The organism is Microbacterium sp. cf046 (assembly GCF_900114345.1).
Lineage (GTDB): Bacteria > Actinomycetota > Actinomycetes > Actinomycetales > Microbacteriaceae > Microbacterium.
On record NZ_FOZJ01000002.1, the window covers coordinates 79,612 to 98,399 of the forward strand.

22 protein-coding genes are annotated in these 18,788 nt (G+C 70.2%); 9 read left to right on the forward strand and 13 right to left on the reverse strand.

All coding sequences use genetic code 11. The annotated features are described in order from the left end of the window. Positions 1-8 precede the first annotated feature (8 nt). Together BM349_RS06520 and BM349_RS06525 are read right to left on the reverse strand one after the other, a co-directional pair. Positions 9-1,220, reverse strand: a complete 1,212-nt coding sequence (locus BM349_RS06520; RefSeq protein WP_091705302.1) for a homoserine O-acetyltransferase MetX — start codon at positions 1,218-1,220, stop codon at positions 9-11. Positions 1,221-1,260: 40 nt separating this feature from the next. Next, positions 1,261-2,286, reverse strand: a complete 1,026-nt coding sequence (locus BM349_RS06525; RefSeq protein ID WP_254773770.1) for a DUF2332 domain-containing protein — start codon at positions 2,284-2,286, stop codon at positions 1,261-1,263. A gap of 48 nt (positions 2,287-2,334) precedes the next feature. On the opposite strand from BM349_RS06525, the gene BM349_RS06530 reads away from it, so the two are divergent. Then, positions 2,335-3,312 (forward strand): hypothetical protein, encoded by a 978-nt coding sequence (locus BM349_RS06530; RefSeq protein WP_091705305.1) that lies wholly within the window; start codon positions 2,335-2,337, stop codon positions 3,310-3,312. A 46-nt stretch (positions 3,313-3,358) separates the two neighbouring features. On the opposite strand, the gene BM349_RS06535 is transcribed toward BM349_RS06530, so the two are convergent. Next, positions 3,359-4,681 (reverse strand): bifunctional o-acetylhomoserine/o-acetylserine sulfhydrylase, encoded by a 1,323-nt coding sequence (locus BM349_RS06535; protein ID WP_091705307.1) that lies wholly within the window; start codon positions 4,679-4,681, stop codon positions 3,359-3,361. 176 nt (positions 4,682-4,857) lie between these two features. On the opposite strand from BM349_RS06535, the gene BM349_RS06540 reads away from it, so the two are divergent. The 4 genes from BM349_RS06540 to BM349_RS06555 are packed head-to-tail and all read left to right on the forward strand — an operon-like array spanning position 4,858 to position 7,526. Beyond that, complete coding sequence (locus BM349_RS06540) at positions 4,858-5,643, forward strand: SDR family oxidoreductase (RefSeq protein ID WP_175525222.1); 786 nt, start codon at positions 4,858-4,860, stop codon at positions 5,641-5,643. A gap of 49 nt (positions 5,644-5,692) precedes the next feature. After that, positions 5,693-6,202, forward strand: a complete 510-nt coding sequence (locus BM349_RS06545) for a phosphoribosyltransferase (protein ID WP_091705312.1) — start codon at positions 5,693-5,695, stop codon at positions 6,200-6,202. Positions 6,203-6,206: 4 nt separating this feature from the next. Beyond that, a complete protein-coding gene (locus BM349_RS06550; RefSeq protein WP_091705314.1) occupies positions 6,207-6,899 on the forward strand; it encodes a uracil-DNA glycosylase in 693 nt (230 codons plus the stop codon). A 15-nt stretch (positions 6,900-6,914) separates the two neighbouring features. Further along, positions 6,915-7,526: a GNAT family N-acetyltransferase gene (locus tag BM349_RS06555; protein WP_091705316.1), complete on the forward strand. Its 612-nt coding sequence runs from the start codon at positions 6,915-6,917 to the stop codon at positions 7,524-7,526. Here the strand turns inward: BM349_RS06555 and BM349_RS06560 are convergent, their stop codons facing one another. The 8 genes from BM349_RS06560 to BM349_RS06595 all read right to left on the reverse strand — a co-directional run bounded on the left by BM349_RS06560 (position 7,527) and on the right by BM349_RS06595 (position 15,110). Next, the gene (locus BM349_RS06560) at positions 7,527-7,943 is read right to left on the reverse strand and encodes a protealysin inhibitor emfourin (protein ID WP_254773771.1); all 417 of its coding nucleotides are present in this window, start codon (positions 7,941-7,943) and stop codon (positions 7,527-7,529) included. Next, positions 7,921-8,988 carry a M4 family metallopeptidase gene (locus tag BM349_RS06565; RefSeq protein ID WP_091705318.1) on the reverse strand — a complete coding sequence of 356 codons (1,068 nt, stop codon included), beginning with the start codon at positions 8,986-8,988 and terminating at the stop codon, positions 7,921-7,923. Before BM349_RS06565 ends, BM349_RS06560 begins: the two co-directional genes overlap by 23 nt. A gap of 59 nt (positions 8,989-9,047) precedes the next feature. Next, positions 9,048-9,845, reverse strand: coding sequence for an ATP-binding cassette domain-containing protein (locus BM349_RS06570; RefSeq protein WP_175525223.1), 798 nt, complete (start codon positions 9,843-9,845; stop codon positions 9,048-9,050). Beyond that, positions 9,838-10,686 carry an ATP-binding cassette domain-containing protein gene (locus BM349_RS06575; protein ID WP_091705320.1) on the reverse strand — a complete coding sequence of 283 codons (849 nt, stop codon included), beginning with the start codon at positions 10,684-10,686 and terminating at the stop codon, positions 9,838-9,840. The genes BM349_RS06570 and BM349_RS06575 overlap by 8 nt, the downstream gene beginning before the upstream one ends. Beyond that, positions 10,683-11,576, reverse strand: coding sequence for an ABC transporter permease (locus BM349_RS06580; RefSeq protein ID WP_091705323.1), 894 nt, complete (start codon positions 11,574-11,576; stop codon positions 10,683-10,685). Before BM349_RS06580 ends, BM349_RS06575 begins: the two co-directional genes overlap by 4 nt. Next, positions 11,573-12,523 carry an ABC transporter permease gene (locus BM349_RS06585; protein ID WP_091705326.1) on the reverse strand — a complete coding sequence of 317 codons (951 nt, stop codon included), beginning with the start codon at positions 12,521-12,523 and terminating at the stop codon, positions 11,573-11,575. The genes BM349_RS06580 and BM349_RS06585 overlap by 4 nt, the downstream gene beginning before the upstream one ends. After that, entirely contained in the window at positions 12,520-14,031 is a 1,512-nt protein-coding gene (locus tag BM349_RS06590) for an ABC transporter substrate-binding protein (RefSeq protein WP_091705328.1), read from the reverse strand. The genes BM349_RS06585 and BM349_RS06590 overlap by 4 nt, the downstream gene beginning before the upstream one ends. A gap of 140 nt (positions 14,032-14,171) precedes the next feature. Then, the gene (locus BM349_RS06595; RefSeq protein ID WP_091705330.1) at positions 14,172-15,110 is read right to left on the reverse strand and encodes an alpha/beta fold hydrolase; all 939 of its coding nucleotides are present in this window, start codon (positions 15,108-15,110) and stop codon (positions 14,172-14,174) included. A gap of 56 nt (positions 15,111-15,166) precedes the next feature. Here BM349_RS06595 and BM349_RS06600 point away from each other — a divergent pair, with 56 nt between their 5' ends. From BM349_RS06600 to BM349_RS06615, 4 genes are all read left to right on the forward strand, one after another. Then, entirely contained in the window at positions 15,167-15,676 is a 510-nt protein-coding gene (locus BM349_RS06600; RefSeq protein ID WP_091705333.1) for a carboxymuconolactone decarboxylase family protein, read from the forward strand. Beyond that, on the forward strand, positions 15,673-16,416 hold the full coding sequence (locus BM349_RS06605; protein WP_091707168.1) for a tyrosine-protein phosphatase: 744 nt from the start codon (positions 15,673-15,675) through the stop codon (positions 16,414-16,416). Before BM349_RS06600 ends, BM349_RS06605 begins: the two co-directional genes overlap by 4 nt. A 55-nt stretch (positions 16,417-16,471) precedes the next feature. Beyond that, positions 16,472-16,936, forward strand: a complete 465-nt coding sequence (locus BM349_RS06610; protein WP_091705336.1) for an SIP domain-containing protein — start codon at positions 16,472-16,474, stop codon at positions 16,934-16,936. A 184-nt stretch (positions 16,937-17,120) separates the two neighbouring features. After that, positions 17,121-17,432 carry a hypothetical protein gene (locus BM349_RS06615; protein WP_091705339.1) on the forward strand — a complete coding sequence of 104 codons (312 nt, stop codon included), beginning with the start codon at positions 17,121-17,123 and terminating at the stop codon, positions 17,430-17,432. Positions 17,433-17,479: 47 nt separating this feature from the next. Here the strand turns inward: BM349_RS06615 and BM349_RS06620 are convergent, their stop codons facing one another. Then, positions 17,480-17,935: a Fe-S oxidoreductase gene (locus tag BM349_RS06620; RefSeq protein ID WP_091705342.1), complete on the reverse strand. Its 456-nt coding sequence runs from the start codon at positions 17,933-17,935 to the stop codon at positions 17,480-17,482. Next, the gene (locus BM349_RS06625) at positions 17,932-18,753 is read right to left on the reverse strand and encodes an arginase family protein (protein ID WP_091705344.1); all 822 of its coding nucleotides are present in this window, start codon (positions 18,751-18,753) and stop codon (positions 17,932-17,934) included. The genes BM349_RS06620 and BM349_RS06625 overlap by 4 nt, the downstream gene beginning before the upstream one ends. Between the last annotated feature and the right edge of the window lie 35 nt (positions 18,754-18,788).

Sequence of the window (18,788 nt, forward strand, 5' to 3'; positions counted from 1 at the left end):
GCGCCGGGTCAGGGGCCGGGGGACTCGAGGAGTCGTCGCAGCTGCGCGCCCACGGCGCGCGACTCGATGAGGAATCCGTCGTGACCGAAGTCGCTCGGCAGGACCACGGCGGCGCCATCGAGCGTTGTGCGGATGCTGCGCGCGATGCGGTGCTGGCCGTCGACGGGGAACAGTCGATCGCTGTCGATCCCGAGCACGAGCGTGGTCGCGGTGACGCGGGCCAGCGCATCCTCGACGCCGCCGCGGTCACGGCCGACATCGTGCGAGTTCATCGCCTCGACGAGGGTGATGTAGCTGTTCGCATCGAAGCGCCGCGTGAAGCGGTTGCCGTGGAAGTCGAGGTACGAGGCCACCGCGAAGCGGCCGCCGTGGCCGAGCGGGCTCACGCCCGACTGCCAGGACCGCTGGAACCGCTGGTTGAGCTCGGTCGGGGAGCGGTAGTTGAGCAGAGCCATGCGGCGGGCCAGCGCCAGGCCTCGATGCGGGCCGTCGCCGTCGCCGGCGTCGTAGTACTCGCCGCCCTGGAATCGCGGGTCGATGTGGATCGCCTCGAGCTGCACCGAGTTCAGCGCGATCTGATCGGCCGTGTTCACCGGTGGCGCGGAGAGGATGCCGACCCGTTCGACGCGATCCGGGAAGCCGACCGCCCATTCGAGCGCGTGCATCCCGCCCATGGAGCCGCCGACGACCGCTGCCCACACATCGATTCCCAGTGCATCGGCCAACCTCACCTGAGCGGCGACCTGGTCTCGGATCGTCAGGTACGGGAATCGCGAGGCCCACTCGTATCCGTCCGGCGCGATGCTCGACGGCCCGGTCGACCCCTGACAGCCGCCGAGCATGTTCGGCGCGATGACGAACCATCGGTCCGTGTCGATCGCGGCACCGGGTCCGACGATGTCGTCCCACCAGCCTTCGGTGGGGTGTCCCGGGCCTGCCGGGCCACGGACGTGGCTGTCGCCGGTGAGAGCGTGGAGCACCAGCACGGCGTTGTCGCGCGCCGGCGACAGCTCGCCCCACGTCTCGTAGGCCAGGCGGTACGCGGGGAGCTCTCGACCGCCCTCGGTGCGGAAGGCGCCGAACCCGGCGAAGTGCCGATCGCCGACCGGATCGCCGTCGCGCCACGCACCTGTCGCGGGCGGGCGACCGAGCAGCAGGCGCGCGTCGGCCTCCGTCACCGGCGCGCTGGGCACCGTGTCCTCGGAGGTCTGCCAGTCCATTCCCCCATTCTCGCGTGCAGATGTGCACGGGTCGGGCGTGTTACGACCGACCGCTCGCCCGGCCCCTGAACGGGAGGGTCTCGTAGAGCGCGCCGTGCTGACCGGCCATGGCGATCGCCACGCCGTCGCGGGTCTGCACGAAGCGGTGCGAGGTGTCCGCGTCTGCAGGCACCTGCGCGTCGATCTCGGGCAGGGTGCCCTTCGTCTCGTTCGAGAGCCACACGACGTCGCGCCCGATCGCCTGCCCGAGCCGCGCGACGAGATCGGCGAAGCGTCGACGCTGCTCGGCGTTCAGATACAGCAGCACGGCGCTGTGGAAGACGACGAGGGTCGCATCCGCCGGCGCCTCGGCGGCGACGTCCTCCAGCCGGTCCAGCAGATCCCCGCGGACGATCTGCGGCGGGTCGGCCGCCGCGATCCGTGCTGCCGCGTGCAGCCGCGCGACGCGGGCATCGTGGTGCGGCCCGGGCCACACCAGCGTCGCGAGCCAGGCGACCGCGTCGGGGTCGGCCGCGTCGATCGGATTCAGGTCGATGCCGCGTCGCCACACCACGTCGGGCATCCGCGCCGGGACCGCTGAGGCATCGTCGAGCGAGCATGCCAGCAGCACACCGCTCGGACCGCTGTCGGGATCGACGCGGACGACGCCCGCGGGAGTCGTGTACTCGGTGCTGTATCGGTCCGGGTACAGGCACAGCCCAGCGGAGGTGCCGACCTCGAGCAGCGCGATCGGACCTTCGATCAGTGACAGCGGAGGAAGCCAGGTCGCGCAGCGGTTCGGCTCGTTGGTCTGCGTCGTGCGCTCGAGCGCGGTCGCGATCACCCGGTCGCCGTTCGCGAGCAGCCAGTTCCTCCACTCCGGGTACGGTGCGAGCGGAGCGCCCTCCCAGCGGGCCGCGGCGAAGATCAGCGTCGGCTGCCGCCTCGCGTTCGGGAGCCGCCTCAGCAGGCCGAGCATGTCGGCGTCCGCGGCGATGCCGGTGGCCCACTCTTCGTAGAGAGGCGAGGTGTCATGCGCCCATCGGCGGCCGAAGTCGTCGTACGTGGCGGCGATCTCATCGTCCACGAGCCCACCCTACGTCGCGCGTCGGAGCGCCGTCGTACACTCACGCCCATGGACGTCACCGCCTACCTCCTGGACTCGGACCCTGCAATCCGCTGGCAGGTGATGCGCGACCTGACCGACGCGCCGGAGGACGAGGTCGCCGCCGAGCGCGCGCGGGTGGCGACCGAGGGCTGGGGTGCGCGGCTGCTCGCCGAGCAGGCGGAGGACGGGCGATGGGACGGCGGAACCTATCGGCCCGGGTGGGCCGACGAGGAGCGTCCGTTCTTCGATGCGTGGACCGCCACGCATCCGTCGCTCGAACTGCTGCGCGAGTTCGGCCCCGACCGCGACGCGCCCGAGGTTGTCGCCGCGATCACCCGGGTCCGCGAGCACGTGCGGTGGGAGCACGACGGCCAGCCCTACTTCGACGGCGAGGTCGAGCCCTGCATCAACGGGGGCGCCCTGGCGAATGCCGCGTACTTCGGACAGGACGGCGCGCGTATCGCCGAGACGCTCCTGGCCGGACAGCTGCCGGATGGCGGCTGGAACTGCTGGGACGAGGATGGCACGAGCCCCTCCTCCTTCCACTCCACGATCTGCGCCCTGGAGGGGCTGCGGGCGTGGCAGCAGGAGAGCGGCGGGTCGGATGCCGTGGCCGCGGCACGCGCGAGAGGCGAGGAGTATCTGCTCGCCCGGCGTTTCCTCTGGCGCGCATCCACCGGCGAACTCGTCGATCCCCGGTTCTCGATGCCGTCGTTCCCGACGCGCTGGTACTACGACGTGCTGCGCGGACTGGACTACTTCCGTCTTGCGCGCCCCGGGCGCGACGAGCGGTGCGGCGAGGCCATCGAGCTGCTCCGCGCCAGGATGCTGCCGTTCGGGCTCTGGAGGCTCGAACTGACCCATCAGGGAGCGACGCTGTTCGAGCTGGAGGCCGAGCACGAGGGCTTCCCGAGTCGCTGGATCACGCTGCGCGCCGCTCGCGTGCTGCGCTGGTGGGACGGGGCCCGATCGGAGCCCGGAATGCCGAAGCGCCCGACCACCTGAGTGATCGGGCGCTTCGAGGATGCTGGTGCATCCCCCCTTGCACAGGTCAGGCGCGCGCGGCCTCGCTGACCCGGCGAGCGGCGGCCAGCGCCTGCTCGAGGTCGGCCTTGAGGTCGTCGATGTTCTCGAGTCCGAGCGAGAGGCGCACGAGGCCCGGCGTGACACCGGTCGTGAGCTGCTGCTCGGGAGTCAGCTGCGAGTGCGTCGTGGACGCGGGGTGGATCACGAGCGATCGCACATCGCCGATGTTCGCGAGGTGGCTGAAGAGGGTCAGTGCGTTGACGAACTCACGGCCCGCTTCGACACCGCCCTTGAGCTCGAACGACAGCACTGCGCCGACGCCCTTGGGCGCGTACTCGTTCGCCTTCGCGTACCAGGGCGACGTGGGCAGGCCGGAGTAGTTGACCGACGCGACATCGGACTGGTTCTCGAGCCACTCCGCGATCTCCTGCGCGTTCTGCACGTGACGCTCGATGCGCAGCGACAGCGTCTCGATCCCCTGGATCAGCAGCCACGCGCTCTGCGGCGAGATGGCGGAGCCGAGGTCGCGCAGCAGCTGCACGCGGGCCTTGATGATGTACGCCAGTGCGTCGCCGACGGCCGCGGTGTAGCTCGCGCCGTGGTAGCTCGGGTCGGGAACGGTCAGGCCCGGGAACTTGTCGACGTTCTTGGACCACTCGAACGTGCCGCCGTCGACGATGACGCCGCCGATGACCGTGCCGTGGCCGCCCAGGAACTTCGTGGCGGAGTGCACCACGATGTCGGCGCCGAACTCGAAGGGCTTGATCAGGTAGGGCGTCGCGATCGTGTTGTCGACGATCAGCGGGATGCCGTTCTCGTGAGCCACATCGGCGACGAGGCGGATGTCGAGGATGTTGATCTTCGGGTTGCCGATCGTCTCGGCGAAGAAGAGCTTCGTGTTCGGTCGGACCGCGGCGCGCCACTCCTCGGCGTCGTCCTGGTTCTCGACGAACGTGACATCGATGCCGAGCTTCTTGAGCGTGTACTTGAACAGGTTGTACGTGCCGCCGTAGATCGAGCTCGACGAGACGATGTGGTCGCCGGCCTCCGCGATGTTGAGCACGGCGAACGTCTCGGCGGCCTGGCCGCTGGCGACGAGGAGGGCACCGGTGCCGCCCTCGAGCGCGGCGACCCGCTCTTCCACGACGGCCTGCGTCGGGTTCTGGATGCGGGTGTAGATGTTGCCGAACTCGGCGAGCGCGAACAGGTTCGCCGCGTGCGTCGTGTTGTCGAAGACGTAGGACGTCGTCTGATAGATCGGGGTGGCGCGAGCCTTGGTCACCGGGTCCGGCTGGGCGCCGGAGTGGATCTGCTTGGTCTCGAAGCGCCAGTTCTCGGGTGCGGACATGTGCATGCTCCTGCGGGTATGTCGAGCGGCGACGGCGGATGCCGTGGCCTGCATCGAGAGTATGGATGCGGCATCCTGTCAACAACGAACCGGAAATGTTACGTAATACGGGTCCGGCGCCGAGCGGCCCGGCCGAAGCATGTTCTGCGGTGGGCGATCCTCGGTAGCGTGGACGCATGGCGACTCGACGTGCAGTGGTGACAGGAGCGAGCTCGGGCATCGGCGAGGCCTCCGTGCGCGCGCTCCGCTCGACCGGGTGGGACGTGGTCGGCGTTGCCCGGCGCGCTGATCGTCTGCAGCAGCTCGAGGAGGAGACCGGAGCCGTCGCGTTCGCCGCGGATCTGACCCGTCAGGAAGACGTCGACGCGCTCGCGGCATGGCTCGCCGAGACCGGCCCCGTGCACGCCCTCGTCCAGGTCGCCGGCGGCGCTCGCGGCACCGACCGCGTCGAAGACGCCAAGCCCGAGGACTGGCAGTGGATGTTCGATGTCAACGTGCTCTCGGCCCAGCGGCTCGTCGCGGCGCTGCTGCCCCAGCTTCGCGCGGCGGCCGCGTCCGACGGCCACGCCGACACGCTCTTCGTCACCTCGACGGCAGCCTTCACCGCCTACCCGGGCGGCTCCGGCTACAACGCGGGCAAGGCGGCCGAGGCGATGATCGCCCACGTGCTGCGGCTGGAGCTGAACGGCGAGCCGATCCGTGTCATCGAGGTCGCGCCCGGGATGGTCTTCACCGAGGAGTTCACGCTCAACCGGCTCGGAGGCGATCGGGATGCCGCCGAGCGGGTCTACGAGGGCGTGGAGAATCCGCTCACGGCGGGCGATGTCGCCGACGTGATCGCGTACGCGCTCAACGCGCCGGGGCATGTGAACCTCGACCTCATCACGATGCGCCCCGTTGCGCAGTCGGCCCAGCATCTGCTCGCCCGCGGCCCGCTGCGCGTGCGCGGCGGCTCGGACTGACAGCCGCCGATTCAGGAACGACCGACGACGAACGCAGGAGGCTGCTGGGATGGTGGATGCGACAGGGGAGCGCGAACGGCTCTCATGGGAGCAGTTCGGTGAGGCATCGCGGGAGCTCGCCCGCTCGATCCTGCGGGACGGCTTCGAGCCGGAGGTGGTCGTCGCAATCGCACGCGGGGGGCTGCTCCCGGCGGGCGCGATCGCGTACGCGCTCGGCGCGAAGAACTGCGGCGCGCTGAACGTCGAGTTCTACACGGGGATCGGAACCGTCCTGGACGCTCCCGAGGTCCTTCCTCCGGCGCTGGACATCTCGTATCTCCGCGGCCGCCGCGTGCTGCTCGTGGACGACGTCGCCGACAGCGGCCGCACGCTCGCTCTCGCCGTGCAGCTCCTGCGCGACAGCGGCGCCGACGTGCGGTCGGTCACGGTCTACACGAAGCCCGCATCGATCGCGATGCCCGACTACTCGTGGCGTGAGACGTCCCTGTGGATCGATTTCCCGTGGTCGTGGCAGGGGACCGTGACCCTCGACGGCTCGGCGGGCGCCGAGGGGGCCTGAGCGCATGGCGCGGTCGCTCCCCGAACTCGCCGAGGCGGGCCTCATCGACGCGGGCTGGGCGCGTGCCCTCGAGCCGGTCGCGCCGGACATCGCGGCGCTCGGGGATCGACTGCGCGCCGAGGTCGCGGCGGGGCGACGATACCTGCCCGCGGGAGATCACGTGCTGCGCGCCTTCCAGCGGCCGCTCACGGACGTGAAGGTCCTGATCGTCGGCCAGGACCCGTACCCGACCCCCGGTCATCCGATCGGTCTCTCGTTCGCGGTGGACAAGCACGTCCGGCCGCTGCCGCGGAGCCTGTCGAACATCTACCAGGAGCTGGACGCCGATCTCGGCATCCCGCCCGCGCCGCACGGCGACCTGTCCGCGTGGAGCGATCAGGGCGTGATGCTGCTGAACAGAGTGCTCACGGTCGCGCCCGGCGCACCGGCATCCCATCGCGGCTGGGGGTGGGAGAAGGTGACCGAGCACGCGATACGTGAGCTGGTCGCGCGAGGGGAAGCGCTCGTGGCGGTCCTCTGGGGGCGGGATGCCGCGAACCTGCGACCGCTGCTCGGATCCACCCCGATCATCGAGTCGCCGCACCCGTCTCCGCTGTCTGCGAGCAGGGGATTCTTCGGGTCGAAGCCCTTCTCGCAGGCGAACGAACTGCTCGCTCAGCAGGGCGCCGACCCGGTCGATTGGCGAGTCCCGGCGTGAGCGTAGGCTGTCGGAATGCTCGAGGAGGAATACGACCGGGATCGCCGCAGACTTCCGCGGCACCTGCGCAAGCCCCCTCCGCCTGAGCCCGGCTTCTCGTACAAGATCCGGCCGATCGAGGACCGCGACATCCCGGACATCCGCGAGATCTACAACTACTACGTGACCAATTCGGTCGTCACGTTCGATGAGAAGAAGTGGACGCTCGCGCAGTGGCGGGACAAGGCCGCCCAACTCGCGAAGCTCGGTCTGCCGTTCCTGGTCGCTCAGTCGCCGTCGGGGCAGATCCTCGGGTACGCCCTCGTGCAGCCGATGTCGAGCAAGTCCGCGTACCGGTTCTCGGTCGAGAACTCGATCTACCTCGGGCACGCCGCGGCCGGCAAGGGTCTGGGACGGGCGCTGCTGGAGGCTCTGATCGAGGCCTGCGAGCAGGCCGGTATCCGCGAGATCGTCGCCGTGATCAGCGACAAAGGGGCCGAGGCGTCCGTCGCCCTGCACGAGAAGCTCGGTTTCGTCGAGGTCGGGCGCATGGGCCGGGTCGGCTTCAAGTTCGGGCGCTGGCTCGGCACGATCTACCTGCAGAAGCACCTGAAGCCCGCCAAGAAGCGGCGCCTGTTCGGCCGCTGATCAGCGCGGCGAGCCGGGCCGCTCGCCGCCGGTCTCCGCGGACCGGACGGCGTCGATGAGATCCCGCCACGGGCCCTGCACCTCGGGGTCGGCGAGGGCTGCCGCACGGGCCGCGTCGCCGCACCTCGCGTCGACCCGCCACATGAACAGGTCGGCGCCGTTCGGGGCGATCGGGCGCCCGGGATCGGCGGCATCCCACGGGCACTCGTCGATGAGGGCGATCCACTGCGGCGTCTCTGCCGTGTCGGGCTGGGCGTGCCAGGTGCGTCGCAACCCGGCGAATCCGCCGGTGCGGGTGACCGTCACCGCGACAGCGATGATCCCGTCATCCGTTCGCTGCTCGCCGTCCGAGCCGCGGCGGGTTCGCGCTGACTCGTGGTCCGGGGTGCGGCCGTCAGGCGCTGTCGGGTCCGTCATCGAGCACTCCGACGCCGGTCCAGCCCGCCCGCACCGCGTCGACCTCCTCCGATCCCTCACCGTACTCCGCCTCGGCGGCGGTGAGGGTGGCGCGGGCGAAGGCACCGAAATCCGAGGTCGGCGCGAGTTCGCCCGTCGTGAGGGTGCGGTACCAGATCAGCCCGGCGCGCTCCCACGCGTTTCCCGCGAGCGCGCGCGCGGTCAGGTAGAACGCATGGTTCGGGATGCCGGAATTGATGTGCACGCCCCCGTTGTCGTCGGTGGTCTGCACGTAGTCGTCCATGTGCGCGGGCTGCGGGTCGCGACCGAGCACGTCATCGTCGTATGCGGTGCCCGGCGCGGCGAGCGACCTCAGCGCCACGCCCTGGACGGCCTCGGTGAAGATGCCCGCTCCGATGAGCCAGTCCGCCTCAGCCGCCGTCTGCCCGCGATGGTGCTGCTCGGTGAGCGCCCCGAACACGTCGGAGATCGACTCGTTGAGCGCGCCGGACTGCCCCTGATAGAGCAGCCCGCCCTCGAACTCGGTCACGCCGTGGGTGAGTTCGTGTGCGATGACGGTCAGCGATCCGGTGAAGCCGACGAAGACCTCGCCGTCGCCGTCGCCGAACACCATGCGCTCGCCGTTCCAGAACGCGTTGTCGTAGTCGCGTCCGTAATGGACGGTCGCCAGCAGCGGACTGCCGGCGCCGTCGATGCTGCTGCGCCGATAGGCGTCCCAGTAGAAGTCGAACGTCGCGCCGAGTCCGTCGAAGGCCTCATCCACCGCAGCGTCGCCTGTCGGCGGGTCGTCCTCGCCGCGCACCCGGACGCCGGGAAGGCGCTCGAGCCGGCGTGCATCCGAGATGGTGCGATCGGGTGCCGGCACGCCCTCGATCACGAGCGTTCCGGGCTCTTCGATCGACATGCGGATGCGCGAGCGCACCGAACGGTACTCGCGCGGAGCGTCGAGCGTCGCGCGGGCCGCCTGCGCCGCCCGCGCCCAGGTGGGCTCGCGTGCCGCAGCGATCCTGGCGAGCAGATACGGGGGGACGATCGCATGCGTCATGGTCCGAGGCTAACCCGCGCGCCCGACACCCGGCGCGGTGCCTAGCGAGCAGTCCGGGGTCAGCCGCCGGGTTCGATCACCGGGATCGAGGCGAGCAGACGACGCGTGTAGGCGACCTGAGGCTGCTGGAGCACCTTCTCGGTCGGTCCCTCCTCGACGATGCGTCCGTCCTTCATCACGACCACCTCGTCGCAGAGGTTCTGCACGACGCCGATGTCGTGCGAGACCAGCACGAGGGTGAGTCCGTCGCGGATCCGCAGCTCGCTGAGCAGCTCGAGGATCTGCGCGCGCACCGTCACGTCGAGGGCCGACAGGGGCTCGTCGCCGACGAGCAGGCGGGGGCGATGCACGACCGCGCGGGCGATGGCGATCCGCTGACGCTGGCCGCCGGAGAACTCGTGCGGGAACCGGTCCGCCATCGCCGCTTCCAGGCCGACCTCTTCGAGCACCTGCCGCACGCGCGCCCGACGGTCGCCGTCGATCCCGAGCGCCCAGAGCGGCTCGCCCACGATGCGGCCCACGCTCATGCGCGGATCGAGGGACGCGTACGGATCCTGGAACACGATGCCGGTGTCGCGGCGCAGCCAGTGCAGGTCGTGCGCCCGCGCCGCGGCATCCACGGGTCGTCCGTCGAACTCGACCGTGCCCTCGCTGGGTGTGTCGAGGGCCAGCAGCAGGCGCACGAGCGTGGACTTGCCGGAGCCGGACTCGCCGATGATCCCGACCGCGGAGCCGCTGCGCACGTCCAGGTCCGCGTCGGCCAGCGCCGTCGTGTACGTCGTGCGCTCGAACAGGGCCGTCTTCGGCACCGGGTACCGGCGCGTGAGGCCCCGAGCGCGGACCAGGAACTCAGTCATGCCGGCCTCCCTCGCCCGAGACCGGCCGTTCTCTCCGGGGCTCCGGCCCAGGCCAGCTGCTCGCCGGCGCGCGCCACAGGGTCGCCGTCGCATCGCGCAGCAGACCCTGCGCGACCACCGAGCCCGGTGCGGTCAGCAGCGTCGAGACGGGCGCCGATTCGATGACCCGGCCCTCGTCCAGCACGACACCGTGCGTGGCGATCTGCGAGAGCACCGCGAGGTCGTGGGTGATGAACACCAGCGACATGCCGTCGTCCTCGACGAGCGAGAGCATCAGCTCGAGGATCTCGGACTGGATCGTGACATCCAGCGCGGTGGTCGGCTCGTCGGCGATCAGGAGGCGCGGGCGGCACGCGAGTGCCATGGCGATCGCGGCGCGCTGACGCTGGCCGCCGGAGAGCTGGTGCGGATACCTCGCCACGATGCGCTCCGGGTCGGGGAGGGCGACCCGCGACGCCTCGGCAACGGCTCGGGCGCGAGCCTCGGAGCGGGAGAGACCCTCATGGATGCGGACCGACTCGGCGATCTGTCGCCCGATGGTGCGGATCGGGTTGAGCGCGGTGCGCGGCTCCTGGAAGACGATCCCGATCTCATCCCCGCGCAGGGTCGCGAGCTCGCGGTCCGGCATGCCGATGAGCTCGCGGTCGTTCCAGCGGACGCTGCCCCCCGCCTCGGCGCCGTCGGGCAGCAGTCCGAGGATCGCGAGGGCGGTCAGCGACTTGCCCGATCCGGATTCCCCGATCAGGCCGACCCGGGCCCCGTCCGGCACGTCGAAGGACACGCCGTCCACGATGCGACGGCCGTCGATGTCCACCGTGAGGTCGCGCACTTCCAGGCTCACGCGACCACCTCCGGGACGTGCCGGATCGCCCCACGAGGCGGATGCAGGGGGTCGCGGCCCCGCGAGAGGGTGGGGTCGGTCGCCTCGCGCAGCGCGTCGCCGAGGAGGTTCAGCCCCAGGACGGTGAAGGTGATGGCCAGCCCGGGCCACAGGACCGACAGGGGATAGACCGTGATGTACTGCTGCAGCTCGGCCAGCAGAAGTCCCCAGGACGGCTCGGTCACCGGGGCTCCGAATCCGAGGTAGGACAGGCCCGCCTCCGCGAGCACCGCGACCGCCATTCCCCATGACAGCTGGACGATGAAGACCGGCGCCACATTCGGCAGGAGATGCCGCCAGAGATTCTGCATCGGCGAGAGACCGGACGCGCGGCCGGCGAGCACGAAGTCGCTGTGCAGCACGCGGCGCAGCTCGGGTCTGGTCACGCGCGCGATGTTGACGCCGAAGCCGATGCCGACCGACCAGATCACGACCGCGAGCGAGCCGCCCCAGACGGCGCTGATCATCATCGCGATGATCAGCACGGGGAAGGCGATCAGGATGTCGACGAAGACGGCCACCGACTCCCGCATCCAGCGCGCGGTGAGTGCTCCGAGCGCCGCGAGGGCCACCCCGATCACCGTGGCGATCACGCCGGCGCCGACGGCGACGATCACGGTCGTGCGGGAGCCGGCCATGAGCAGACTCAGGATGTCGCGACCGGACCCGTCAGTGCCCAGCAGGTGCGGCCAGCCGGGGAGCGCCCACCGTTCCGCGATGTTCACCTGCCGCGGGTCGAACGGCGTCCAGAACAGGGAGACGATCGCAGTGACGACGACGACGGCGATCACGATGAGTCCGAAGCGGCCGGTGGACAGGCTCCACAGGCGCCGCAGCCATCCCCACCTCATGACGCCTCCCGCTGGCGGGGATCGATCACGCGGTGCACGAGATCGACGACGAATCCGACGACGAGCACGAATCCGGTCAGCACGAGGAGCTCGCCCTGCACTTTCGGCAGGTCTCGCGCGCTGACGTCGGCGACCAGCATCCGTCCGATTCCCGGCAGGGAGAACAGCTGCTCGATCACCACCGCCCCGACGATGATGCCGGCGACCTGCAGGCCGAGGACGGTGATGACCGAGAGGCCGACATTCGGCAGTCCGTGGCGGATGAGCGCCGCATTGCGGGTCAGCCCCTTCGCGGCGGCAGTCCGGACGTAATCCTGACCGACCGCCTGCATCGTCGCGCTGCGCACGAACCGCATGAGCATCGCTCCCTCGACGATGCCGATCGTCAGGGCCGGCAGCAGGAGCGACCGGAAGGCGGCGGCGGGGTCGTTCCATCCCGCGCGCGGGAAGCCCTGTGCGGGCAGCCAGCCGAGCCAGACCGCGAACACGACGACGAGCATCATGCCCGCCCAGACGACGGGCACCGCGGCCAGCGCCTGCGCGCCCACGCTCAAGGCGGTGCCGCCGCCGCGACGCCGGCGCATCGCCGAGATCACACCGAGCGGGATGCTGAAGAGGATCGCGATCGTGAGCGCCATGATGCCGAGCGGGACGGTCACCTGCGCCTTCTGCGCCAGCTCGGAGGTCACGCTCGAGCCGGTCAGCAGGGACGAGCCCAGATCACCGCGGAAGACCCCGCCGATCCAGTCCAGATACTGGGCCGGGAGCGGCTGGTTCAGTCCCAGTCGCTCCCGGATGGCCTCGATCTGCTCGGGCGTGCTGTTGGTGCCGGCGATCAGCTGTGCGATGTCACCGGGCAGCACCCGCAGGGTGAGGAAGATCAGCACGCTGGCGACGAGGAGCCCGAGCAGGAGCAGGGCCGATCGCGTCAGCGTGTAGCGGATCACCCGTTGCTCTTGGCGAGCTCTGCGAGATTGAGCCGCTCGTTGACGTTGATCGAGGGCATACCCGTGATGTTAGTGCCGACGGCGACGACGGAGGCGCCGTTGTAGAGCCAGTCGCCGGCGGCGTCCTCGGACACGATGCGTGCGGCCTGGGCGAGCAGGTCGGCCGCTTCGGCTTCGTCGGTGGCGGCGAGGGACTGCGCGTAGAGGTCCTGGACTTCGGGGTTGTCGTAGGTGAAGTAGTAGTCCGGGTTGGCCCAGTTCTCGAAGTCGTGCGCTTCGGTGTGCAGGACGAAGCTGAGGTCGTAGTCCTTGTTGACGTAGACGTCGTTGAGCCAGGTCGGGAAGTCGACCGAGTTGACCTGCAGGGTGATGCCGACCTCGTTTAGGTCCGAGACGAGGATCTGCGGGATGGTGGTGGAGTAGAAGCTCGGGATGGTCAGGGTCAGGGTGAGGTCCTCCACTCCGGCTTCGGCCAGCAGCGCCTTGGCCGCTTCGGGGTCGTACGGGGCGACATCGGACAGGTCCTGGAATCCGGGATCCAGCGACGGGATGGGGCCGTACAGGGTTTCGCCGGAGGCGAGCGCCTCGACGAACGCGTCGTGGTCGATGGCCTGGCGGATCGCCTGGCGGACCCGCTTGTCGGCGAGCGGGCTGCCCGGTGCCTGGTTGAACGCGAGGGTGCCCTTGTCGGTGGACGCACCGAGGACGAGCGCGAACTCGCCGGTGGCCTCGATCTGCTCCTTCAGATTCGCGTCGAACCCGGTGACCGCGTCGACCTCGCCGGCGAGCGCGGCATTGAGCGCGGCCTGGTTGTCGGGGATGTACGCGAATACGATCTCGGCGACCTGGGCCTTGTCGCCCCAGTAGGCGTCGTTGCGGGCGAACGTGATGCTGTCGCCCTGCTTCCAGCTGGACAGGGTGAACGGTCCGGTGCCGTTCGCCTTGGTCTGGTAGTCGACCGTGTCGCCTTCCTTCAGGATCAGTCCGGCGCGCCCGGTCAGGTTCCACAGCAGGCTCGAGTCCGGCTCGGTGAGGGTCAGGGTGATCTCCTGCCCCTCCGCCGTGATGGTGGCCACGTTCGCGAGCCGCGCCGAGTCCCGCCACTCCGGGGTGTTCTTGCGCGTCGTCAGCGACCACACCACGTCCTGCGGGGTCAGCTCCTGCCCATCGTGGAACAGGACCCCTTCACGCAGCGTGAACGTGTAGGTCAGGCCGTCGTCGGAGACCGTCCAGTCCTCGGCCAGCGCGGGGACGATGTCCTGCTCCGGGGTGCGCGAGACCAGCCCCTGGTAGATGTTGTCGACCAGGATCTGATCCAGCGCCGCACCCGCCGTCTCGCGGATGTCGAGGTTGCCCGGCTCGAGCACGAGCCGGATCACGGCCGACGCGTCGGTGTCCGGCTCCGCCGTGGTCGTCGCATCGGGCGTCGACCCACCCGTGCAGGCGGTGAGCAGAAGCGCTCCGGCGGCGAGCAGGGCGGTGGCGGCAAGAGCGGTGCGGCGAAGCATGGGGGTCCTTTCGGAGGTCATCCGTTGCTGTGCGGATGCCTCGGGCGGCGATCCTGAGGATCTCAGGTCGGTCCGATAGTCCAGCCTAGAGAACGCCCGAACCTGGTCAGGCGCCCGCTACATGGAACGCAATACAAGCGTTAACCGTTCCCCGAGAACGTCCGGAGGCGCGCGCCGAGTTCCACAGGCACCTCCTCCTGGACGTTGTGACCGGAGGAGACGACGGCGAGGGATGCGGCCGGCACCCTTTCCTGGAACTGTGCGGCGTTCTCGTCCGTGACATAGCCGTGGTCGCCGCGGATGAGCGTGATCGGGGCGCTGACAGCGGCGAGATCGTCCCATCCCGTCTCCGAGAGCACCGACGAGACGGCATCCTGCTGCGCCGCGGCGGCCGCGGCGAACTCGGGCGAGGCTGCCATCGCCGCGGACAGGTGCGCGAAGTGATGCTTCCACTCCACCCGCCCGTCCGGCCGGATCCGCGAGTTGAAGTACACGCCCCGCTCGGCGGCCTTGCGCGTGCCGCCCAGGCCGAAGGCGAGCGCGCGATCGACGAGCTCGTCGCGCGTCGCCCAGTCGGTCGGCCCTGCGAAGAACTCGCGGATCTGCGTCGGGCCCGCGTTCGGATCGACCCCGGGCGTGATGTCGATGATCACCAGCTCACGCACCAGATCGGGTCGGGATGCCGCCAAGGCGGCCGCCGTCAAGCCGCCGAGGGACTGCCCGACCAGCAGCTGCGGTCCGCTCGTCCACGTCTCCATCCCGATGGCCACGTCGGGTGCGAGCACTCGGCCGGTGTACGCGAAATCGGGGCGCCACGACGAGTCACCGTGGCCGGGCAGGTCGATCGCGAGGGCCGGCAGGCCGAGGGCCAGGATCGTCGTGTCCCATGTATGCGCGTTCAGCCCGGCCCCGTGCAGGAAGGTCACGACCGGAGGCGCATCGCCATACCGCAGCGCGCTCAGGCTCCGTCCGTCGGGGAGCGTGAGTCCGACGCGCTCGCCGCGCGGGATCGGCTCATCGATGCCGAAGTCGGCGGCCTGACCGGCCAGGAAGGAAAACTCGTCGACGGGTTCGCTCACCCTGTCATTCTGCCCTTGCCCGGTCCTCTCCGCGGACGGCTCGGTAGGCTGGCGCAATGAGCGAACTCGCCCGCGTGCACCTGTCGAAGTCTGCTCCGGAGGCCTACAAGACGCTTGCCGCGTTCTCGAAGGCGGTGGGCGCGATCGCCGAAGAGGCAGAGGTGGATGCGCGGCTCAAAGAGCTGGTTCAGATCCACGTCTCGCAGCTGAACGGGTGCGCGTTCTGTGTGCGCGTGCACGTCGAGCGGGCGTCCAAGGCAGGGGTCACGGCCGACACGATCGCGCAGATTCCGGTGTGGCGTGAGTCCGGGGTCTTCTCCGAGCGCGAGCGCGCCGGACTGGAACTGGCCGAGTGCTTCACCTTCATCCACGAGGACGGCGTCCCCGACGATGTCTACAACCGGGTGGGCGCCATCCTGAGCGAACGCGAGTACGTGGGCCTGAGCTGGATCCTGGTCTCGATCAACGCCTTCAACCGGGTCGCCATCGCGGGACGCTACGGCGTCCCCCCGCGCGAGGACCTGGTGGGAGAGGACCGGGACGCCGCCACGGGCGCGGCGTGGTGAGCACGCCCGGCGACCCCGTCGTACCCGGCGCCGTCAACTTCCGCGACGTCGGGGGACTTCCCGCCGGGACCGACCGGACCAGGTGGGGCGTGCTCTATCGCTCCGGCAATCTCGCCCGGCTCGACCCCGACGGCGTCGCCGCGCTCGGGGGTCTCGGCATCCGTCACATCATCGATCTCCGCGCCGACGAGGAGGTGGCGCATGCGCCCAGCCGAGTGGGTGGCCTGGAACTCACCACGTTGCGGGTGCCGCTGTTCCTGGGCTCGGTTGCGTCGTTCTTCGCGGACGACATCTCTCTCGATGAGATGTACCGGCGGCTCGTAGAGGACTCCGCGGATCGCGTGGTCGAGGTCGTGCGGGGGATCGCGGCCGCGCAGCCCGTCCTCGTCCACTGCACGGTCGGCAAGGACCGCACCGGTGTCACGGTCGCCCTCGCGCTCGCCGCTGCGGGCGTGGACCACGACGCCGTGGTCGCCGACTACGCGCGCACCGAGTCCCTCCTCCCGAAATGGCGGAACCGGCGCATCGTCGCCCGGCTGCGCACCCTGCATCCCGAGGCGGTTCATCTCGAGGACCTCGCGACCAGATCTCCCGCGGCCGTCATGCAGGGTCTGCTCGACGCGATCACCACGCAGCACGGATCCGTTGGCGGCTACCTTCGCGCCAACGGACTCACCACGGCGGAGATCGATGCCCTGCGACAGGCGCTGATCGATCCCGGCCCGACCTCGGCCGACTGACTCACAGCGTAAGCAAGGTTAGGCAACCCTTCGTTCGCGCTATAGTTGAAGGGCCATGTCACATACCACCGAGCACAACGCCGCAGCCTGCCGCTCCTTGCGGCACACGCGCGTGCAGCACCTGATCACGGCCGACGAGTCGTCGCTGGCCGAGCTCGAGGCGCTGCTGGCGACGCTGCCGATCTGCTCGACGGGCCGTGTGTTCATCGAGATCCCGGACGCCGCATGGCTTACCGAGCTCGATGCGCCGAGTCGCATGGTCGTCACCTGGCTCGACCGCGCCGCCCGCACCGGGGAGCCCGGTTCGGGTCGCAGTTGCGCGCCCGGCCAGGCCCTGGCACGCGCCGTGAACGCGTGGGCCGACGAGATGCTCTGCGAGGACGACGACCACACGCGGATCTTCCTCATGGGCGGATACCTGGGCACGGCCGACATCGTCGACCACCTCACGAGCCGTCGTGGAGTCGCCGCCGAGGCGATCCACACGCCTGCACGCTTCGGGCTCGCCACCGCGCGTTGACTCCTCACGCTCGCGACCGTGCCCCGTCGCGTGCACCGTCGTTCAGCGGGCCGCGCGTGAGCGTCGTCGCGTCCGAGGGGTCTTGTCCCGGTATTGCAGCGGTGCTAGACATGCCGCAGTCGACTTCTGGGGACCGACAGCGAGCGTGAATTGGGGCGCGCGCGCGTGAGTGTGTGGAGTTGCAATGAAGAAGACACTGGTTGGCGCTGCGATCTGTGCGGCATTGATCTTCGGCTCGAGCGGCGCTGCATTCGCCGGCGAGGTCAACGGCAACGGGGACCCGACGGGCGGACCGGGCCACGCGCGGTCACTGTGCGTGTACTCCGGTTTGGAGGACGGCGAGGAAGGCGGCGAGGCCGGCCCGGGCAACGTCCAGAACTGGGGTCACGTTCCGCAGGAGCTGCGCAAGCAGTGGAGTTCGCGCGGCGCTTCGTACGTGAGCGTGCCAGGAGAGGGCAACGTCGGCTGCAACCCGCACTCCGTCGGAGGCGAGTAGTCCTCGCAGTCAGACGATGAGGTGTGGCCGACGTGCTCGGCCACACCTCATCGGTTCGCGCGGCGCGGGACGTAGTTGCCGTCTTCCAGCCCCGCCTCGATCTCGAATCGGTTGCGCAGCGGATCGCGTCCCGCGAGCAGGTACAGCAGCGGCATGAGGAAGCCGTAGCGGCGCCATTGCCTGGCGTGGACCGCCTCGTGCGCCAGCACGCGGTCGGTCACGCGATCGTCGCCTGTGAGATAGCAGCCGCCGACGCAGACACCGCCGCGCCGGAACGCCCAGCGCGGCATTCCGCGGAACACCCACAGCCCAGCGCGTCGCTCCACGCGGCCGGTGCTCCAGATCGACCCCCAGATCCACCCCACCGTGGTTCCCCAGACGTAGCCGGCGTGGCTCAGCGGCGAGTCCAGGAACGGCAGGAACCTGTCGACCCGCCGTCCGCGGGCGACGGCGCGATCGGCCGTCTCGCGCCATCCTGCCGGGGGATCCGGAATCGGACTCACGCGAGCGCCCCGACGATCCGCAGGATCGTGCCCAGATCGTCGACTGCGGCCGCGGGCGAGGGGGGCGCGAAGCCGGTGATGCTCGAACCGGCCAGCGGCAGGGTCGCGCGGACACGTCCGATGGAGGCCAGCAGGTCGGCGAGGGAGACGCCGAAGGGGACGGATGCCGTCACTCCGGACATCGATGAGGGGTCGAGCACGTCGAGGTCGACGTGGATGTAGACCGCCGGTGCGCCGGTCGCGGCGACGGCCGCTGCGAGCGCGTCGGAGTCGGAGAGGGCGCGGGCGTCGAGCGTGGTGAGGCCGAGGTCGGTCACCACCGCCTCCTCGGCAGGGTCGTACTCACGAGCGCCGGCCAGCACGAGTCGATCGGCGGTGACGGCGGCGCCATCGAGTGTGAGACCGTCTGCGCCTTCGCCGAGTATCGCCCTGAGGGTCATGCCGCTGAAGGCACCGGACGGCGAGGAGCCGGGGGTGTGCAGATCGGGGTGCGCGTCCAGCCAGACCACGGCGAGCCCGGGATGGCGGCGCGCGGCGTGACCGACCGCCCCGACGGCGACCCCGCAATCGCCGCCGATCAGCATGACCGGGTCGGAGATCGGCGCCAGCTCGAGGTCGACGAGTTCGCGGGTGCGACGGAGGGTGCTGAATCGGTGCACGCCCGTCCCCACGGCCTCGCCCGCTTCGAGCGGGATGTCGACGGTCGTGCATGCGGCACGGGGAAGGTCGCCGGCGATCGCCTGCGCCCCGTCGATGAGCTGCATCGCGCGCGATGACGGCGACCCCTGCCACTGCGGAACGATCACGAATCGGGCCATGCGCTCATCCTCCCTCACATCGACGGCAGACCGAC

Excerpts from the sequence above, each read along its gene's own strand:
- BM349_RS06555 (WP_091705316.1), top strand. The coding sequence starts at position 6,915 with ATGCTCGAGGAGGAATACGACCGGGATCGCCGCAGACTTCCGCGGCAC.
- BM349_RS06545 (WP_091705312.1), top strand. The coding sequence starts at position 5,693 with ATGGTGGATGCGACAGGGGAGCGCGAACGGCTCTCATGGGAGCAGTTC.
- BM349_RS06540 (WP_175525222.1), top strand. The coding sequence starts at position 4,858 with ATGGCGACTCGACGTGCAGTGGTGACAGGAGCGAGCTCGGGCATCGGC.
- BM349_RS06580 (WP_091705323.1), bottom strand. The coding sequence starts at position 11,576 with ATGAGGTGGGGATGGCTGCGGCGCCTGTGGAGCCTGTCCACCGGCCGC.
- BM349_RS06565 (WP_091705318.1), bottom strand. The coding sequence starts at position 8,988 with ATGACGCATGCGATCGTCCCCCCGTATCTGCTCGCCAGGATCGCTGCG.
- BM349_RS06610 (WP_091705336.1), top strand. The coding sequence starts at position 16,472 with ATGTCACATACCACCGAGCACAACGCCGCAGCCTGCCGCTCCTTGCGG.
- BM349_RS06550 (WP_091705314.1), top strand. The coding sequence starts at position 6,207 with ATGGCGCGGTCGCTCCCCGAACTCGCCGAGGCGGGCCTCATCGACGCG.
- BM349_RS06615 (WP_091705339.1), top strand. The coding sequence starts at position 17,121 with ATGAAGAAGACACTGGTTGGCGCTGCGATCTGTGCGGCATTGATCTTC.
- BM349_RS06590 (WP_091705328.1), bottom strand. The coding sequence starts at position 14,031 with ATGCTTCGCCGCACCGCTCTTGCCGCCACCGCCCTGCTCGCCGCCGGA.
- BM349_RS06520 (WP_091705302.1), bottom strand. The coding sequence starts at position 1,220 with ATGGACTGGCAGACCTCCGAGGACACGGTGCCCAGCGCGCCGGTGACG.
- BM349_RS06570 (WP_175525223.1), bottom strand. The coding sequence starts at position 9,845 with ATGACTGAGTTCCTGGTCCGCGCTCGGGGCCTCACGCGCCGGTACCCG.
- BM349_RS06560 (WP_254773771.1), bottom strand. The coding sequence starts at position 7,943 with ATGACGGACCCGACAGCGCCTGACGGCCGCACCCCGGACCACGAGTCA.
- BM349_RS06530 (WP_091705305.1), top strand. The coding sequence starts at position 2,335 with ATGGACGTCACCGCCTACCTCCTGGACTCGGACCCTGCAATCCGCTGG.
- BM349_RS06625 (WP_091705344.1), bottom strand. The coding sequence starts at position 18,753 with ATGGCCCGATTCGTGATCGTTCCGCAGTGGCAGGGGTCGCCGTCATCG.
- BM349_RS06535 (WP_091705307.1), bottom strand. The coding sequence starts at position 4,681 with ATGTCCGCACCCGAGAACTGGCGCTTCGAGACCAAGCAGATCCACTCC.
- BM349_RS06600 (WP_091705333.1), top strand. The coding sequence starts at position 15,167 with ATGAGCGAACTCGCCCGCGTGCACCTGTCGAAGTCTGCTCCGGAGGCC.